The following is an 18,049-nucleotide window of genomic DNA, read 5'->3' on the forward strand; positions in this document are numbered from 1 at the left end:
GTGCGAACGGTCAGTAGCGGACGGGCAGGGCGGTCAGACTCCGGTTGAGCAGCGAGAGTTGCCAGGTGTGCCGCTCCTCGTCCAGTGCGAGGTCCGGGTAGTCGCGGACCAGCACCGAGACCACCGTGCTCGCGACCAGGCGGGCCAGCGCCGCGCCGATGCAGAAGTGCGCGCCGAAGCCGAAGCCGAGGTGTGTGGCGTCCGTGCGCCGCACGTCGAACTCGTCCGGGTCCGGGAAACGCGCCGGGTCCCGGTTCGCCGCGGCGGTGACCAGGAACATCCGGTCACCGGCCCGGATGTCCCGGCCGTCGAGGACGAAGTCCCGGGCGGCGGTGCGGATCGACATCTTCGAGGGGCCGTCGAAGCGCAGCGCCTCCTCCACGGCCGCCGGTACGAGTTCCGGATCGGCGCGTACTGCGGCCAGTTGCTCCGGCCGCCGCAGCAGTGCCAGCACGGTGTTGACGATGAGGTTGCTGGTGGTCTCCCCGCCGGCGAACGCCATCTGGGTCAGCATCCCGACGAATTCCTCCTCGCTGACCGAGTCACCGATCTGACCGCCCGCCAGCACCGCGCTGACCAGGTCGTCCTGCGGATCGGCCCGGCGCTGTCGCACCAGGTCGGCGAGGTAGTCCTCCAGGTTGACCAGGGACTGGAGCGAGGTGCGGTACTCGCGTTCCTCCTGGGCCGCGCCCAGCACCAGGTCTCCCACGCGGGCGTTCCAGTACCAGAAGGACGGTCCGTGCGCCGGGGGAACGCCGAGCCAGCGGGCGAAGACCAGAGCGGGCAGCGGCCGGGCGATGTCGGCGGCCACATCGCCGGTGGCGCCGGGGACGGCGCGGCGGGTGAGCATGGCGCGGGTGGCGCGTTCGACGAACGTCCGGTAGCGGCCGACCGCACGGGCGGCGAACTGTTCCTGGAACACCTGGCGGAGCCGGCGGTGCTGCGGCGGATCGTTGAACACCATCCAGCGCGACAGGATCGCGAACGCCCGCTCCGCGTCGTCGCGTGCGCCCTCGGGGACCGCGTCCATCAGCGGCCGCACGCGTTCGGCGGAGACGGCCGGGTCGCGCAGGCAGCGCATGAGCGGTTCGTGTCCCGTGACCAGCCAGGCCCGGTGCATGGCGCTCCAGTACACCGGCCGGTGGTCGCGCAGGGCGTTGAGGTAGCCGTACGGGTCGGCGTTGATCTCCGGGTCGAGCAGGTACCGCTCGGCGAAAGCGTTCACCCCGGCGGGACCGGTCGCCCCGACCGGACAGGTCGCCCCTGCTGCGGAGGTCATCCCGGCCGGGGAGGTCGCCCCTGCCGGGGAGGTCATCCCGACCGGGCACGTCGTCCGGGCCGGGGTGGTCACCGCGGTCGGGTTGTTCGTGGTCGTCCGGGCCATCGGGGTCGTCGGGGTCGTCGTCATCGCCGGACCTCCGCCCGGATCGTGCCCAGCAGCTCCGCGGTCCGGTGGACCAGCGGCTCGGCGAGCATGGACATGTGGTCTCCCTCGGTCACATGGACGGTCAGCCCGCCGAGGGCCAGCGCGCGCCAGTGATCGACGTAGGTGCGGAAATCGGCGTCCAGACCCGGCATCGGCTCCCCCTCGGGCAGCCCAGCGGCCTGTGTGCCGACCACCAGATGCACATGACCGGGATACGGGCGGGGCTGATAATCCGCCAGCGCGGTGAGCAGCGAGTGCCACACCTCGACCGGGGCCTTGTCGACCAGGGACGCCTCGTTCGGGCTCATGCCCGCGCCCAGCAGCAGGGCGGTGAGTTCCGCCACGGCCTCGTCGCGCTCCGCCGACGGCGGCAGGTCCCGTACGCGGTCGCGCATCCGCAGCGCGCTCCGCATGTCCCGCCCGACGCCCGTGAGCCGCCGTCGCGACTCCGGGTTGGGCAGGTGGGGCTCGATCAGTACGAGAGGTTCGACGGTGCGCCCGGCCTCGTGGAGCTGGGTGGCCATCTCCAGGGCGATGTTGGCGCCCATCGACCAGCCCAGCAGGGCGTGCGGGCCCTTTACGCCGTGGTCGGTCATCTCGGCCGCGTAGTTGGCGGCGATACCCGCGATCGTGCTCGGGTCGACGCCCCCGAGCAGGCCGCGCGCCTGGAACGCGAGCACGGGAGGGCCGGCCGGCAGCGCCCTGGCGAGCGGCACGTACCAGGCACCGCTGCCGCCGCTGGGGTGCACGCACCACAGTGGTGTGCCGTCGCCGTCGCGCAGCCGTACCTCGGAGCGGATCGGCCCGGCCGCGGCTCCGGCCGGGGAGTCCCCCGTACGGGACCGCGCCGTCTCCTCGACACGGGCGGCCAGCTGGGCGACGGTGGGCAGTTCGAGCAGATCCCGTACCGACACGGACAGGCCGCGGTCGGCCGCCAGGGCGACCACCCGGACCGTCGACAGCGAACTCCCGCCGATGCGGAAGAAGTCGTCGTGCACACCGATCCTGGCGATGCCGAGCACGTCGCCCCACACCCCGGCGAGCACCGTCTCGGCCGGTGTGCGGGGTGCGACGTAGGCGGTGGCGCTCGGCGCGCGCTCCGCCGAGGGCAGCGGCAGCGCCTTCTTGTCGGTCTTCCCGCTGCGGTTGACCGGCAGCGCGTCGAGGAAAACGAACCGGGCGGGCACCATGTAGGCGGGAACCGTGGCGCGCAGTGCCGTGCGGAATCCCTCGACCGTGGGCTCGGTGCCGTCCTCGGTGACCACGTACGCGACGAGCGCGGCGTCGCCCGGCAGGTCGCGGCGGAGCAGGACCACCGCCTGGCGCACCTCGGGCAGGCCCCGCAGGGCGTGCTCGATCTCGCCCAGTTCGATCCGGTAGCCGCGCAGCTTGACCTGGGAGTCGCGGCGGCCGAGCCACTCGACGGAGCCGTCGGGCTGGAGCATGCCGATGTCGCCGGTGCGGCACAGCCGGTCGCCGGGGGCGCCGTACGGGTCGGGTATGTAGGTCGCGGCGGTCTGCTCGGGCCGGTTCAGGTAGCACCGGGCGGTGGCATGTCCGCCGAGGTGGATCTCGCCGGGCACACCGACCGGGAGGGGCTGAAGGTCCTCGTCGAGCACGTAGACCGACGTGTTGCGCATCGGCCGGCCGATCGGGGTGCGTCCCTGGCCCGGCCGGATGTCGGCGGCGACGGACCAGACGGTGGTCTCGGTCAGTCCGTAGACGTTGTGGAAACGGCGTCCGCGCGACCAGGTGTCCGCCAGCTCCGTCGGGCACGCCTCACCGGCCACCTGGAGGATCTCCAGGTCGGGGAAGGTCTCACCGGCCAGGATCGCCAGCGCGCTCGGGGTCATCATGGCCCTGTTGATCTTGTGTTCGCGCAGCGTGCGCGCCAGGTCGGGACCGGGACGCAGCGCCTCCCTGGACGCGGTGCAGAGCCGTCCTCCGTTGGCCAGAGCCCAGGTCAGGTCCATGACGGAGATGTCGAAGCCGAGGGAGGCGAACTGGAGTACGCGGTCGGTGGGCGCCGGGTTCACCAGGTCGCGCTGTCCCTCCAGCATGTTGGTGACGCTGCCGTGCGGCACCGCGACGCCCTTGGGCGTGCCGGTGGAGCCGGAGGTGTAGATGATGTACGCGGTGTTCCCGGCGGTCACCCGGGGAAGCGCGGGCGAGGGCTCGTCCCCGGCGCGGGCGGTCCACGTCGCGGGGTCGTCGAGCAGCAGCGCCGGACCGTCGAAGGGGACGGTGTCCGCCAGCGGGGACTGGGTGAGCAGCAGCCGCATCCCGCTGTCCCGCGCCATGAACGCCAGCCGGTCGGCGGGGTGTTGCGGGTCCAGCGGCAGGTAGGCGCCGCCCGCGTGGAGGACACCGAGCACGGCCCGGATCATGTCCGGGCCCCGGTCGGCGCAGATGCCGACGACGCTCTCGGGGCCGACTCCGAGCGCGCGCAGCCGGCCGGCCAGCCGCCGTGCTCCGCGCTCCAGTTCGGCGTAGGTCACCTCCTCGGCGCCGTGCTGGACGGCCACAGCGTGCGGGGTGCGGACGGCGTGTCCGGTGACGCATTCCTGGAACATCAGCGAGGTGTTCGTCAGGTCCGGCCCGCGCCCCCAGTCATCGAGCGTCCGGCTGCGCGCGGCGCCGGTCAGCGCGGGCCGGCCGACCGGGGCGTGCGGCTCGCCGGCCATCGTCGCGAGCAGGGCGCACATCATGTCGGCGAGCTGTTCGGCGGTGGCCGGGGCGATGTACTCGGGGTCCACATCGATGGTGAAGCCGTCCACGCCCGCGTTGAAGAACAGCGGGAACATGGTCCGGGCGATCTCCAGGGTCTCGTCCCAGGTGTCGTGCGAGAGCCGGTGGAAGTTGACGTAGTTGAACACGGCCTCCACCAGGCCCGGTTCGCCCGCCCTGAGCTGAGCCATCCGGGCCATCGGCACCCTGCGGTGCGGCAGCATCTCCTGCTCGGCGGTGAACACCGCGCGCAGATGCTCCAGCCAGCTCCCCCCGGTGCGCCGCACGCCGAACGGGACGGTGTTGAGGAACAGCCCGCGCATCCGGTCGGCGCCCGGCACCTCGGGCCTGCCGTTGGTGATCAGGCCGATCGAGTACCCGGACCCGGAGTCGTCCTGCCCGGCGAACAGCCCCATGAGGTGGTGGAAGGCCGCGACGAGCACGGTACGGCGCGGCACGCCGGCCAGCCGGGCCAACCGCCCGATGGGTTCGGCGAGTTCGCGGTGGGAGCGGCGTACCTCGTGCACGGGCGGGCCGCTGTCCGCGGGCTGCGCGCCGCGCCGGACGAAGCGGACCGGGCGCAGTTCGTCCAGCGTGGAGCGCCAGTGGCGCAGGCTCTCCTCGTCGGTGACCGCGGCCCGTTCCAGGGCGACGTACTCGGCGAAGGCCGGCGCGGGCGGCAGCTGCGGCGTACGGCCGTGCACCACCGCCTGGCGGTGCAGGTCGAGCAGGTCCGCGATCAGCGAGGTCAGGCTCCAGCCGTCGAGGACGACGTGGCAGTCGGTGATGGTGATCCGCAGCTCCTGGTCGGTGATCCGGTGCAGGTGGAGACGGACCAGCGGCGCGGCGGCGAGATCGAATCGGCGGACGAACTCGCCGTCGGCGAAGCGCCGCGTCGCCGCGCGCTGCTCGTCGCGCGGCAGGCCGCGCAGATCGGTGTATCCGACGGGCAGTTCGGCGGCGGAGTGGACCAGTTGGAGCGGTTCGCTGAAGGAGACCAGGTCGATGGAGGAGCGCAGGATGCCGTGGGTGCGGACGACGGCGTCCGCCGCTGCCCGGAAGGCGGCGAGGTCAAAGCCCTCCGGAACGGTGATCTTGAGGTTGGTGACGTTGTGGTAGGCGCCGCGCGCGGGGTCCGCCAGCATCTCGTGCAGCATCCCGGCCTGCAGCATGGTGAGCGGGTAGGCGTCGTCGAGGCCCTGCGGCAGCCTGGCCGCGTCGGCCGGGTCGAGCTGGGAGAACGGCGCGACGGGTGCGGCGCCTTCCACCGCGCCGGTCGCGAGCCGGGCGAGGTCGCCGAGGGTCCGGGCCCGGAACAGGTCCGCCACGCTCAGCCCGAGCCCGGCCGCGCGGGCCAGACCGATGACCCGCAGGGCCAGAATCGAGTCGCCGCCGAGGTCGAAGAAGTTCGCCGTGCGGCTGATCCGCTCGGCGCCGAGGACCTCGCTCCAGACACGGGCCAGCGTCACCTCGTCCTCGGTGGCCGGCGGGACGTATGCGGCCGGCGCGGCGGCGCTGTCGCCCTCCACGGCCCTGAGCGCGGCGCGGTCGACCTTGCCGTTGGCGGTGACGGGCAGCCGGGGATGCGCGACGAACAGCGCGGGGACCATGTACTCGGGCAGGGTGAGGCGCAGCCGCTCGCGGAGCGCCGCCGCGTCCAGCGGACGGCCCTCGGACGGGACCACGTGGGCGACGAGCCGGGCGGAGCCCTCCGTGTCCACGCGCGCCACGACCGCGGCGTCGGCGACCGCCGCCTGGCCGCGCAGCGCGGTCTCGATCTCGCCGGGCTCGATCCGGAAGCCGCGGATCTTGACCTGGTGGTCGGCGCGGCCCACGTAGGCGAGCTGACCGTCGGGCAGCACCCGTACGAGGTCACCGGTGCGGTACATCCGGCCTTCCGCCGGATCGAAGGGGTTGGCCGGGAAACGCTCGGCGGTCAGCTCGGGCCGGTTGCGGTAGCCGCGCGCGACTCCGCCGCCCGCGACGTACAGCTCGCCCACCGTGCCCCGGGGCACCAGCCGCCGCGCGGAGTCGAGGACGTAGCCGTGCTGGCCGGCCAGCGGACGGCCGATCGGTGAGGAGACCGCCGCCTCGGTGTCCTCCGCGGTGATCAGCCGGAAGGTCACGTGCACGGTGGTCTCGGTGATGCCGTACATGTTCACCAGTGCGGGCCGCTCACCGCCGGGCGCGCCGAACCAGTCGCGGTAGTCCCGGGCGTCGAAGGCGTCACCGCCGAAGATCACGGTACGCAGCGCGAGATCGGCGAAGTCCGCTCCCTGCTGGGCCAGTTGTGCACGCAGACCCTTGAAGGCGGCGGGTGTCTGGTTGAGGACCGTGACGCGCTCCTCGCGCAGGACGGCGTGCACCGCGGCGGGGTCGCGGACCTCGTCCTCGGTCAGCACCACCACCCGGCCGCCGCTGGTGAGCGGGGCCCACAGCTCCCAGACGGAGAAGTCGAACGCCGGGGAGTGCAGGAGCGTCCAGACGTCCGCGGGGCCGAAGTCGAAGTGCCGGTCGGCGGCGCCGAGGAGCCAGGCGAGGTTGCCGTGCGTGACCTCGACGCCCTTGGGCCGGCCGGTGGAACCGGAGGTGTAGATGACGTAGGCGAGGTCCGCCGGTGCGGGCAGCGCTCCCACGGGCCTGTTGGCGGAGGTCTCGGTGCCCGGGAGACCGGCCGGGGCGGGCGCTGTCGCGGTGTCAGGAGCGTCCGGGGTGTCCGGGGCCTCCGGGGCGTCGAGCGGGATCACGCCCACCGGGAGCCCGTCCACGGCCGCCCGTCCCGTGGCGTCGGTGACGACCCACGACACGCCGGCGTCGGCGATCGTGTACGCGCGGCGCGCACGCGGGTGGGCGGGGTCCAGCGGCAGGTAGGCCGCGCCGGCCCGCCACACCCCGAGCAGCGCGACGGCCAGATCGGCCGAGCGGCCGAGGCAGACGCCGACGAGCGAGCCGGGACCGATTCCCGCCGCGCGCAGCCGCCGGGCCAGGGCTGTCGAAGCGGCGTCGAGTCCGGCGTAGGTCAGCGTACGGCCGCCGCCGCGCACGGCGACCGCGCCGGGTGCCCGCCCGATGTGGACGTCGAGGCGTTCCGGTGCCGTACGCGGCACGGGTCCGGTGACCACGGCCGTGTTGGCCGGGCCCTCGGGCCCGAGCAGCGCGGCACGCTCGCCGTCGGTGAGCGGGTCCGTCCGGCTGAGCGGCATGTCCGGGGCCTGCGTGAAGGCCCGCAGCATCGCGACGGTGTGGTCGGCGAGCAGCGCGACGGACTCTTCCGTGAACAGATCGGGACGGTGGACGAAGGTGAGCCGGAGGCGGCCCGCGTCGTCCGAGAACTCCAGCGACAGGTCGAACTTCGCGGTGGTGAGGTCGACGGGGAACGCCGCGCCGGTGGCCTCGCCGAGGGCGAACCCGCCGCGCGCCTGTGGAGCGTGCGAGAACAGCACCTGGAACAGCGGGTTGCGGGAGAGGTCCCGCTCCGGGCTCAGCTCGTCGACGACGCGTTCGAACGGAAGGCTCTGGTGGGACAGCGCGCCCAGGACACTCTCGCGGGCACGGGCGAGCAGGTCCACAGGGGTCGGGTCGCCCGACAGATCGGTGCGCAGGACCAGCGTGTTGACGAAGAAACCGACCAGCGGTTCCGTCTCCGGCCGCTCGCGGTTGGCCACGACGGTGCCGACGGCGATGTCGCTCTGGCCGCTGTGGAAGGCCAGGGCCGCCTGGAACGCGGCCAGCAGGGTCATGTACGGAGTGGTGTCGGCCCGCTTGCCCAGTTCCGCCAGCGCGGCCGGAAGCGGCTCGGGCACCTCGACGGTGTGGACGGCGGCGGCGTAGGAACGGGTGGCGGGACGCCGGTGGTCGGTGGGCAGTTCGAGCGGGGTCAGCCCGGCGAGTGCCGTGCGCCAGTGGGCGAGACCGGCCGTCTCGTCGGCGCCGCGCTGCCAGACGGCGTAGTCGGTGTAGTCGATCGGCAGCGCCGCCAGCCGCGCGGCCCGGCCCTCGGTCCTGGCGAGGTACAGCTCGCGCAGGTCACGCACCAGCACGTCCAGCGACCAGCCGTCCGCGACGATGTGGTGCATGGCCAGCACCAGGACGTGGTCGTCGGCGGCGACGCGCAGCAGCGTGGCGCGGAAGGCCGTCTCGTGGGCGAGGTCGAAGGGCCGTACCGCCGCCGCCTGTACGGCCGCGGCGACTGCCTCGGGCCCGCCGTCGCGCACGCTCGCGGTCAGGTCCACCCGTTCCAGGCCGGCCCCGCCGGCGGGGAGCACCCGCTGGCCGGGCACGCCGTCCTCGTCGGGGAAGACCACTCTCAGCTGCTCGTGACGGGACACCAGGTCACCGACGGCCGCGTCGAGGGCGTCCGCGTCCAGTGGTCCGGTGAACCGCCAGGCCGCGGGCATCAGGTACTCGACTCCTCCGGGGTCGAGCTGGTGGAGGAAGTAGAGCCGCTGCTGCGCGGCCGACAAAGGAGCGTGGTCCTGGCGCGGTTCGCGCCGGGGAATGCCCGCCGGGGCGGTCGTGGCGAGGCCGCGCAGCCGCTGCTCCAGCAGACGCCGCGCCGCCGGGGAGAGGGTGTCGCTCGCGGTCACGGGCCGGATGTCGAACGTGGTCATGGCGTATGCCGTCCAATCTCAGTCTCGGTGGTCGACCGTCAGGGACAGGTCGATCTCGTCGTCGCTCATCGCGGATATCAGTGCGACGAGCTGCCGCTCCACCTCGGCGGCGAGCAGCTCGACGGTGGGGTGCTCGAACAGATCGCGCACCTGGATCGGGCAGTCGAACGCGGCCCGCAGACGGGACGCGGCGGCCACGGCGCGCAGCGAGTGCCCGCCGAGGGAGAAGAAGTCGTCGTGCACACCGACGCCGGGCAGGCCGAGCACCTCGGCCCAGATCTGGGCCGTCACCACCTCGGTGGGGGTGCGCGGGGGTACGGACGCGACCGGGACGGCCGGTTCGGGGTCCGGCAGGGCGGCGGTGTCGAGCTTGCCCTGGACGGTCAGCGGCAGGCTGTCGACCAGGACGAACGCGGCCGGGACGAGGTAGGCCGGCAGCAGGCTCCGGCACCAGGCGGTCAGCGCGCCGGTGTCGAGTCCGTTCCCGGCCACGTAGCCGACCAGGGCACGTTCTCCGCGCGGTTCGCGGACCAGGACGGCCGCGGCGCGTACGTCCGGGTGCCGCTGGAGCACCGCCGCCACTTCGCCGGGTTCGACGCGGAAGCCGCGGATCTTGACCTGGTCGTCGGTCCGCCCCAGGAACTCCAGCTCACCCGAGGGCAACCACCGCACCAGATCACCGGTCCGGTACAACCGCCCACCGCCACCACCGAACCCGTCCGGCACGAACCGCTCCGCCGTCAGCGCCGCCCGCCCCAGATACCCCCGCGCCAGCTCAGGCCCACCGATCAGCAGCTCACCCGGCACACCCACCGGAACCAACTCACCCCGCCCATCCACCACATACACCCGCCGCGAACCCAGCGGACGCCCGATCGGCACCCGGCCCCCGACCGGACCGGTGACCCGGCGGGCGGTGGCCGAGATGACCGACTCGGTCGGGCCGTAGGTGTTGACGACGGGCACGCCGGGCAGATGGGCGAACCAGCGGGCCAGCGGCGCGGCGGGCAGGGCCTCGCCGCCGGTGACGAGCAGCCGCAGGGTCGCGAGGTCAGCGGCGACCGTGTCGATCCCGGCGACGATCTCCTCCCAGTAGGAGGGCGTCACCTCCATGACCGTCACGCCTTCGGCGCGGACACGCGCGGCCAGTTCCTCCACGGTCCACACCTCGTCCGGGCGGATCACGACCGCCGCCCCGGCGCTGAGGGCGGGCAGGATCTGTTCCAGTGAGGCGTCGAAGGACAGCGAGGCGAAGGTGAGGACACGGTCGCGGGCGGTGATCGCGAACTGCTCACGGGCGGCGGCGACATGAGCGGCCAGGGCGTGGTGTTCGACGCCGACGGCCTTGGGGGTTCCGGTGGAGCCGGAGGTGAAGATGGTGTAGGCGAGATCGTGCGGGGCCGGGGTCAGCCGGGGTCCGTCCGGGTCGGGAAGCACGGTCTCGACGGGGACGACGGGCAGGCCCAGCGGGGCGAGGGCGGAGGCGGTCGCGGCATCGCCGAGCAGACAGGCGACACCGGCTTCGGCGGCCATGAACTTCAGCCTCTCCAGCGGGAGTTGCCGGTCCATCGGGACGTACACACCACCGGCCCGCCAGACCGCGAGCATGGCGGCCACCGACCGGACACCGCGCCGCACACAGACCCCCACCGGGCTTCCGCGCCGTACCCCGGCGGCGGTGAGGGCCGCCGCCAGGCCACCGGTCAGGCCGTCCAGCTCGCCGTAGCGGACCGTCTCGTCCTCGCAGACCAGCGCCACGGCGTCCAATTCGCCCGCCGCCATCGACGACGGCAGCGCTACGGGGACCCGGCCCGAACCGGCCAGCCCGGCCAGCTCCTCGCGTTCGGCCCGGGAGAGCAGGTCCAGCCGGCCGGCGGTGGTGCCCGGGTCGGCCACCACCGCCTCCAGCGCCCGGCCGACGTGTCCGGCGAACCGGGTGACCGTGGCGGCGTCGAAGAGATCGCTGCTGTACTCGACGTTCAGCGCGAAGCGGCCGGGGCTGACCAGGAACGTCGCGGTCAGGTCGAACTTGGCCGAGGCCCACGGCAGCGCGAAGGTCTCCGCGTCGAGCCCGTCGGCCCGGGGTCCTCCCGTGACACCCTCCTGGACGTCGACCATCACCTGGAACAACGGGTTGCGGGACAGGTCCCGCTCCGGTCGCAGCCGTTCCACCAGGCGTTCGAACGGCACGTCCTGGTGGTCGAACGCCTCCAGGACCGTCGTCCGCGTCCGGCCCAGGAACTCCGTGAAGGCGGGATCGCCCGACAGGTCGCCGCGCAGCACCACCGTGTTCACGAAGAACCCGACCAGCCGCTCCAGTTCCACCCGGTTGCGGCCCGCGACCGGGGAGCCCACCGGTACGTCGTCCTGACCGGTCCAGCGGGCCAGCACGAGCTGTGCCACGGCGAGCAGCACCATGAACCGTGTCGCGCCGTGCCGGCGGGCCAGTTCATCGATCCCGGCGGCCAGTTCCGGCGCGAACGGCACCTCGATCGCACCGCCCCGGCCGGACCGGGCGGCGGGCCGGGGACGGTCGGCCGGCAGCTCCAGCACCGGCACGCCGGCCAGCGCCGCCTCCCAGTACCGGATCTGCTCCTCCAGGGCGCCGCTCTCGGCCCGGTCGCGCTGCCACACCGCGAAATCGCCGTACTGGACGGGGAGGGGCGGCAGCACCGGCCGCTCTCCGGCCAGCCGTGCGGCGTAGCACGCGGACAGTTCGCCGATGACGATGTCCTTGGACCAGCCGTCGGTCGCCACGTGGTGGAAGGCGATGACCGCGACATGGTCGCCCGGGCCCAGCTCCCAGACCCCGGCGCGCAGCATCGGCGGCCGGGCCAGGTCGAACCGGCGGGTGCCGAGCGCGGCGGCCAGCTCCCTGACCGTGTCGAGCCGGGCCGCCTCGTCGTCCCCCGGTGGAGCCTGGTGCCACTCCAGCGGCACGCGCACCGCGTCGCGGATCCGCTGCGCGGGACGGCCGTCCGTCTCGACCAGGGCGGTACGCAGCACCTCGTGCCTGGCCACCACGTCGTCGAGAGCGCTCTGCCAGGCGGTACGGTCCAGCCCGCCGCGCAGCCGCCAGGAGAACCAGAGGACGTACTCGTCACCGAGTGCGGACGTGCGGTCGAGGAACCACAGCCGCTCCTGCGCGAAGGAGAGCGGCAGCGGCCCGGACCGGTCGACCGGGACGATGTGGGCGGCGCCGGCCTGCCGTGCCGCGGCCGCCAGCGGTCCGAACTCGCGGATACGGGGGTTCTCGAACAGGGTGCGCAGCTCGATGTCGCGGCCGAGCCGTTCCGCGACGCGCGACACGGCCATCGTGGCGAGCAGGGAGTGTCCGCCCAGGTCGAAGAAGCTGTCGTCGATGCCCACCCGGTCGACGCCCAGAACGTCGGCCCAGACGGCGGCGATCACCCGCTCGTTGTCGTCGCGCGGCGCGGCGTACGCGGCGTCGCTCGCCGTCCGGTCCGGGCGCGCGGCGGGCAGGGCGGCCCGGTCCAGCTTGCCCGAGGCGTTGACCGGCAGCGCGTCGAGCGTCACGAAGTCCGACGGCACGGCGTAGTGCGGCAGTCGCCCGGCGCACCAGGCGCGCAGCTCGGCCGGTGCGACGGTGGCGCCGGGGGCCGCCACCACGTAGCCGGCCAGGCTCCGGCCGCCCCGGGTCTCGGGCCCGGCTGCCGCGGCGGCGGCCATCACACCGGGGCACTCCCGCAGTACCGCCTCGACCTCGCCCAGTTCGACGCGGAAGCCGCGGATCTTGACCTGGTCGTCGGTCCGCCCCAGGAACTCCAGCTCACCCGAGGGCAACCACCGCACCAGATCACCGGTCCGGTACAACCGCCCACCGCCACCACCGAACCCGTCCGGCACGAACCGCTCCGCCGTCAGCGCCGCCCGCCCCAGATACCCCCGCGCCAGCTCAGGCCCACCGATCAGCAGCTCCCCCGGCACACCCACCGGAACCAACTCACCCCGCCCATCCACCACATACACCCGCCGCGAACCCAGCGGACGCCCGATCGGCACCCGGCCGGTGTCGGTCCCGGACGGTTCGCCGTGGCCGGCCGGGATGTCGTACGTGGTCGAGGTGACGGCGGCCTCGGTCGGGCCGTAGGCGTTGCACACCCGTACCCACGGGATCCTGTCCCGCCAGGCGGCCAGTGCCCCGGCCGGGACGGCCTCCCCGCCGAGGATCAGCAGGCGCAGCGACGCGAGCGCTTCGGCCGACCGCTCCGTGACCGCGAAGGCCAGTTCGGCCCAGTAGGTGGGCGGGAAGTTGGCGACGGTGATCCCGTACCGCTCCACGACGCCGGGGACACGGTCGGGCAGCCACTGCTCGTCGGGACGGACGACCACGGTCGCGCCGCTGGTGAGGGCGGGCAGCACCTGGTCGAGCGAGGCGTCGAAGGAGAAGGAGGAGAAGGCGAGGACCCGGTCGCCGGGGGTGATCGCGAAGTGGTCGCGGGCGGCGGCGACATGAGCGGCCAGGGCGCGGTGTTCGACACCGACGGCCTTGGGCGTTCCCGTGGAGCCCGAGGTGAAGATGGTGTAGGCGAGGTCACCGGGACGCGGCACATGGCGCGGCGCGTGCGCCGCGGTCCTCACATCCTCGACGGTGACGACCGGCGCCCCCACTCCGGCGACGAGGTCTTGTGTCCCCGCGTCCGCCACGACACAGCGCACACCCGCCTCGGCGGCCATGAACTTCAGTCTCTCCAGCGGCAGTTGCCGGTCCATCGGGACATACACACCACCGGCCCGCCAGACCGCGAGCATGGCGGCCACCGACCAGACGCCGCGCCGCACACAGACCCCCACGGGCGTTCCCGCGGACACGCCGGCGGCGGCCAGCCCGGCCGCCAGGCCCTGGGTGAGGCCGTCCAGTTCGCGGTACGGGACGGCCAGGTCGCCGCAGAGCAGCGCGATGGCGTCCGGGGCGCCGGAGGCCACGACGGCCGGGGCGGCGGCGCCGGACTCACCGGCCGCCGGACGGCGGGAGGCACCGCTCCACTCCTCGGCCAGGCGCCTGCGCTCGCCGCCGGGCAGCGGCTCCAGGTTCCGGGCGAGCCGCGTCACCGGGGTCCCGGGATCGTCCAGGACGGCCCGCAGCAGTTCGACGTATCCCTCGCTGAAGCGGCGCATCGTGCGCTCGTCGAACAGGGCTGTGGAGTACTGGAGTCGCGCCGCGATGCTGCCGTCGTGCCACAGACCGAGGTCGAGGAAGACGTCCATCGTGGTGCCGCTGAGCGGGGTCGGCACCAGTTCCACGTCCAGACCCGGCAGACGCGCCGGCTGCTGGACGGTGTTGAGCAGCGTGAAGGACGCCTGGGCCAGTGGATGGCGGGAGAGGTCACGCTCGGTGACGACCTCACCGACCACACGGTCGAACGGCGCGTCGGCGTGGGAGAGATCCTTGAGCGCGCCCGCCCGGACCCGGCCGAGCAGGCCCGCGAAGTCCGGATCGCCGGACAGATCGGTACGCAGGACGACCGTGTTGACGAACGGGCCGATCAGGCGCGCCGCGTCGGCGTGGGCCCGGCCGGTGGCCAGGGTGGTGCAGACGGCGATGTCGCTCTGGCCGGAGTAGCGGGCCAGCAGGGCCTGGTACACCGCGAGCAGCAGCATGTAGCGGGTCGCCCGGTGCTCACGGGCGACGCGGTCGACCCCGGCCAGCAGGTCGGCCGGGACGGTGAACCGGATGACGTCGCCGGACCCGTCCCAGAACCGGGGCCGCGGGCGGTCCGCTGGCAGCGCGAGCGGAACCAGTCCGTCCAGCCGGTCACGCCAGTAGCCGAGCAGGCTCTCCAGGCGCGGGCCGCTCAGCCGTTCGGTCTCGGCGCGGGCGAAGTCGGCGTACTGCCGCGCGGGCTGCGCCACCGCCTCTCCCGCGTACCCGTCGGCCAGCTCCCGCAGCAGCACGTCCCACGACCATCCGTCGACGGCGATGTGGTGGACGACGAGAAGCAGCAGGTGCTCGTCGGGGGCGAGGCGGGCGAGGGTCGCGCGCAGCGGTGCTTCCACCGCGAGATCGAGGGGACGGGTGAGTTCCCGTGCGAAGAGTTCGTTGGCGCTGTCCGCCTCGACGTGCTCCAGGACGAGTCCGCCCGGCCCGTCCACGTGCGGTACGGGTTCCCCGCCGACCGGCACGAACCGGGTGCGCAGCACCTCGTGGCGGTCGGCGATGCCCGTGAGCGCCCGTTCGAGCGCGGCGATGTCGAGGGCGCCGCGGATGCGCAGCGCCAGCGGAAGCAGGGAATCGGACGAACCCCGCGTGAGCTGATCGAGGAACCACAGCCGCCGCTGCGCGAACGACGCCGTACGGACGTCGTTCCCGGTCCTCTCCCTGTGGTGCGCTGCGCCGACTGTCACTGTGGGCCTCCCTGGCGTGTTTCCCTGAACCCTGCCGTTCGCGGAAGGCCGTCACCAGGGAAGAAGACGCAGCCGCGCGCGCAGTGCGATGCGCGCGTCCGTCTCTCCCGCGCGCGGACGCCGGGGTCCTGCCGGGGCCCGGGAAGCAGGGCCCGGTGCAGGGAAAACGCCAGGCCCGGCCGGGTGTCCGGGCGGGCCTGGCGCTCTCCGTACGCGGGCGGGCGGCATTACTTTCGCGACACGCCCTGGTGCCGGGAGGGGCACTACTCCTGATCCACCGCCACGAAGCGCAGTTCGGAGGTGTAGGAGCTGCCCTGGTCGTCGGTCAGCCAGGTCTGTTCGGGACTGGGCAGCATCTCGGTGACGGTGACCCGCCCCGCCGGCTCCCTGCGGGCCAGCCTGCGCATCGCCTTGGCGAAGATGCCGACGTACACCGGACTGTCGAAGTCCACGTAGAACGGCCGCGATTCGGTGGGCGAGACCACGAACACGAAGCGCGGCATGCCGTGTTCCTCGCGCCACCGCCGCGCCCGTACGAACCGGCGGCCCTCGTCCTTCTCCGCCGCGAAGCCGAGGTCCGCCGCCGGAATCCGCCAGGTCTCCCGGGCCACCACGAGCCGGTCGACGGTCACCCGGGGCGCGTGGCCGGTCTCGGGCAGGATCTGGAACAGGTCCATCGCGAGCGTGGTCAGCACGTGCGAGAACACGTCCACGGCGGGGAAGACGGCGCCGTCGGGCAGGACGACGGTCAGCTCGCCGTCCCGCTCGGTCACGGCCACGTCCGCGCTCAGCACGGTGCGCGGGCGCCGGGGGTCGGCGGTGAAGTCGACCAGGGCGACGTGGTAGTCCTCCGGGCGGACCAGGGAGTGCCGGGTACGGGCCGACAGCCGGGAGCGGTGCTCCTTGGGCAGCAGCGGCATCAGCCGGGGGCCGGGGTGGTCGCGGTCGGTGAGCCGGACCAGTTCCCCGGAAGCCGGATGCTGGTGGACGAAGAGCGAGGAGCCCAGGGTGTTGGCCGCCAAGTGCAGCTCGCCGAGGACCAGTTCGAAGTCACCGCGCCGTACGGCCTCCTCACCGGTGGCGGCGATCATGATGTCCGGGCTCTGGTAGCGGGCCGCCGTCCAGCCGGCCCGCGCACCGCCGAACCGGTCGGCGGCCGGTCCCGCGATGCCGTCCAGGGTGAGCCGTACCCGGCGCGCGTCCGGCGGCGCCGCCAGGATCTCCTGCCACCGCCGCTGGAACTCCCGCTGGAGTGCGGCGGCCTCCGTCCGCGCGTCGCCGTGCAGGATCGGCATGCAGGCGAACCAGAACGACGCCAGGTCGACCGGCCCCTGCTCCGCCAGTCCCGCGTACACCTCCCGCGCCCTGGTCATCACCGCCTCGGCGAGCCGTGCGGTGAGCCAGCGGGCGCTGGTGAGCAGCGGGTCCAGCGGGGCGAGTGCGTCCAGCACCGCCGGGCCGAGACGGGCCCCTGCCGCACGCCGGCAGTCGGAGTACACGAGGGCGCGGCACGGCGCGGTGCCGGCCGCCTTCTCCCGTACGGCCGCGGTCTCGGTCAGTGCGACGAAATCCTGTTCCAGGCCGGTCAGCGCGGCCACCAGCCCGTCGGCCCCCTTTGCGGCCGCCACCGCCGCGCGGCCCCGTTCCAGGGTGTGCAGGGCGTCGAGGCCGCGCTGCCGCGGGCCGGGCTCCGCGACCCGCTGGAGCCAGTCCCGCAGGGACCGCTCCGGGCGGGCACCGGCCGGCACCTCCAGCCGCCACACCACCCATCTGCGGGTGACCAGGGCGGCCAGCACGGCCGGCACGTCCACCCCCGGCAGCGCGGCGCTGATCTCGCGCGCCGGGCGCACGCCGTCGCACCGGGACAGCACCGCCGCCTCCTCGGCGGTGACCGGCTGCGGCGGGCGTCCGGGCACCGTCACCCGGTCGCCGGTCAGGCGCACGAACGGCACACGGCGGGGCGCCGTCCAGTCCCGCAGCGCCGGGTCGGCGGCGACCATGTCGGCGAGCGCGTCGATCGCCCAGCTCGCGTAGTACACCTCCGAGCCGGCGATCAGGCCGGTGCCCGGGTCGACGGCCAGTGCGTCGACGCCGTGGTCCCAGCGGCCCCAGCCGACGGGACCGAAGAAACCGATGGTGTCGTTCTTGACGCAGAAGCGCTGCCAGTAGTGCGCCACCAACTCCTCGCGCTGGCGGGGCATGCTGGTGCGCCCGGCCGCGCTGGGCGTCCAGTTCAGGAACGGCGCGATGCCCGAGTTGAGCACCGGCCGGTTCTGCCAGGCCACGGCCTCCCGGAAGGCGGGGGTCCGGGCGATCTCCTGGAGCCTGTCGGCGGTCTGGACCGCCGTCTGCGCGAACAGTCCGGAGAAATCAGCCCACTTCCGGCCGTCGAGGGGGTCCTCGGGTCCGAACGTGTCGGCGGCCTCGGCCAGCCCACGCGGGGCGAGCCGCAGCACGCCGTCGGCCGGAAAGCCCGGCCCGCGCAGGGCGAACTGCTCCCAGAGCCGCCAGCGTCCGCCCGGGACCGAGATGTCGGTCACCGGGGTGCCGGTGGTGGCGTGCTCCGTCGAGGAGGTAACGGCCGTGGCGGACACGGTCGTTGCGGTCATGGTCGTGGAAGTCCCGATCGTCAGGGTATCGGTCATGGGTTCCTCCTCAGACCCGGCCGAAGTCGGACTCGACGACGGCCGCGAGGTCCGCCGGTGACGGGTAGGCGAAGACCAGCGCGACCGGTATCTCCACGCCCAGGGCCTCGTGCAGCCGGGCGGTGATCTGGAACGCGGTGAGCGAGTCGCCGCCCGCCTCGTAGAAGTCGCTGTGCTCGTCGAGGCCGGGTGTTCCCAGGCTCTCCTGGTAGACGGCGACCAGCAGTGCGGTGGTGTCGGCGGCGGTGGCGTTCTCGGCGATGGTCATGGCATCT

The 18,049-nt window shown here is 73.7% G+C and carries 5 protein-coding genes; all 5 read right to left on the bottom strand.

What is annotated here, in order from left to right:
- Window positions 1–10 precede the first annotated feature (10 nt).
- Window positions 11–1,408, bottom strand: coding sequence for a cytochrome P450 (locus ACIP6N_RS06740; RefSeq protein ID WP_401813420.1), 1,398 nt, complete (start codon window positions 1,406–1,408; stop codon window positions 11–13).
- A complete protein-coding gene (locus ACIP6N_RS06745) occupies window positions 1,405–8,763 on the bottom strand; it encodes an amino acid adenylation domain-containing protein (protein ID WP_401813421.1) in 7,359 nt (2,452 codons plus the stop codon). The genes ACIP6N_RS06740 and ACIP6N_RS06745 overlap by 4 nt, the downstream gene beginning before the upstream one ends.
- A gap of 18 nt (window positions 8,764–8,781) precedes the next feature.
- Window positions 8,782–15,129 carry an amino acid adenylation domain-containing protein gene (locus ACIP6N_RS06750; RefSeq protein ID WP_401813422.1) on the bottom strand — a complete coding sequence of 2,116 codons (6,348 nt, stop codon included), beginning with the start codon at window positions 15,127–15,129 and terminating at the stop codon, window positions 8,782–8,784.
- A gap of 263 nt (window positions 15,130–15,392) precedes the next feature.
- Window positions 15,393–17,774 carry a lantibiotic dehydratase gene (locus tag ACIP6N_RS06755; protein WP_401813423.1) on the bottom strand — a complete coding sequence of 794 codons (2,382 nt, stop codon included), beginning with the start codon at window positions 17,772–17,774 and terminating at the stop codon, window positions 15,393–15,395.
- Window positions 17,775–17,784: 10 nt separating this feature from the next.
- Window positions 17,785–18,042, bottom strand: a complete 258-nt coding sequence (locus ACIP6N_RS06760; RefSeq protein WP_401813424.1) for an acyl carrier protein — start codon at window positions 18,040–18,042, stop codon at window positions 17,785–17,787.
- Window positions 18,043–18,049: the final 7 nt, after the last annotated feature.

This window comes from Streptomyces sp. NPDC088725 (genome assembly GCF_044751305.1).
Lineage (GTDB): Bacteria > Actinomycetota > Actinomycetes > Streptomycetales > Streptomycetaceae > Streptomyces.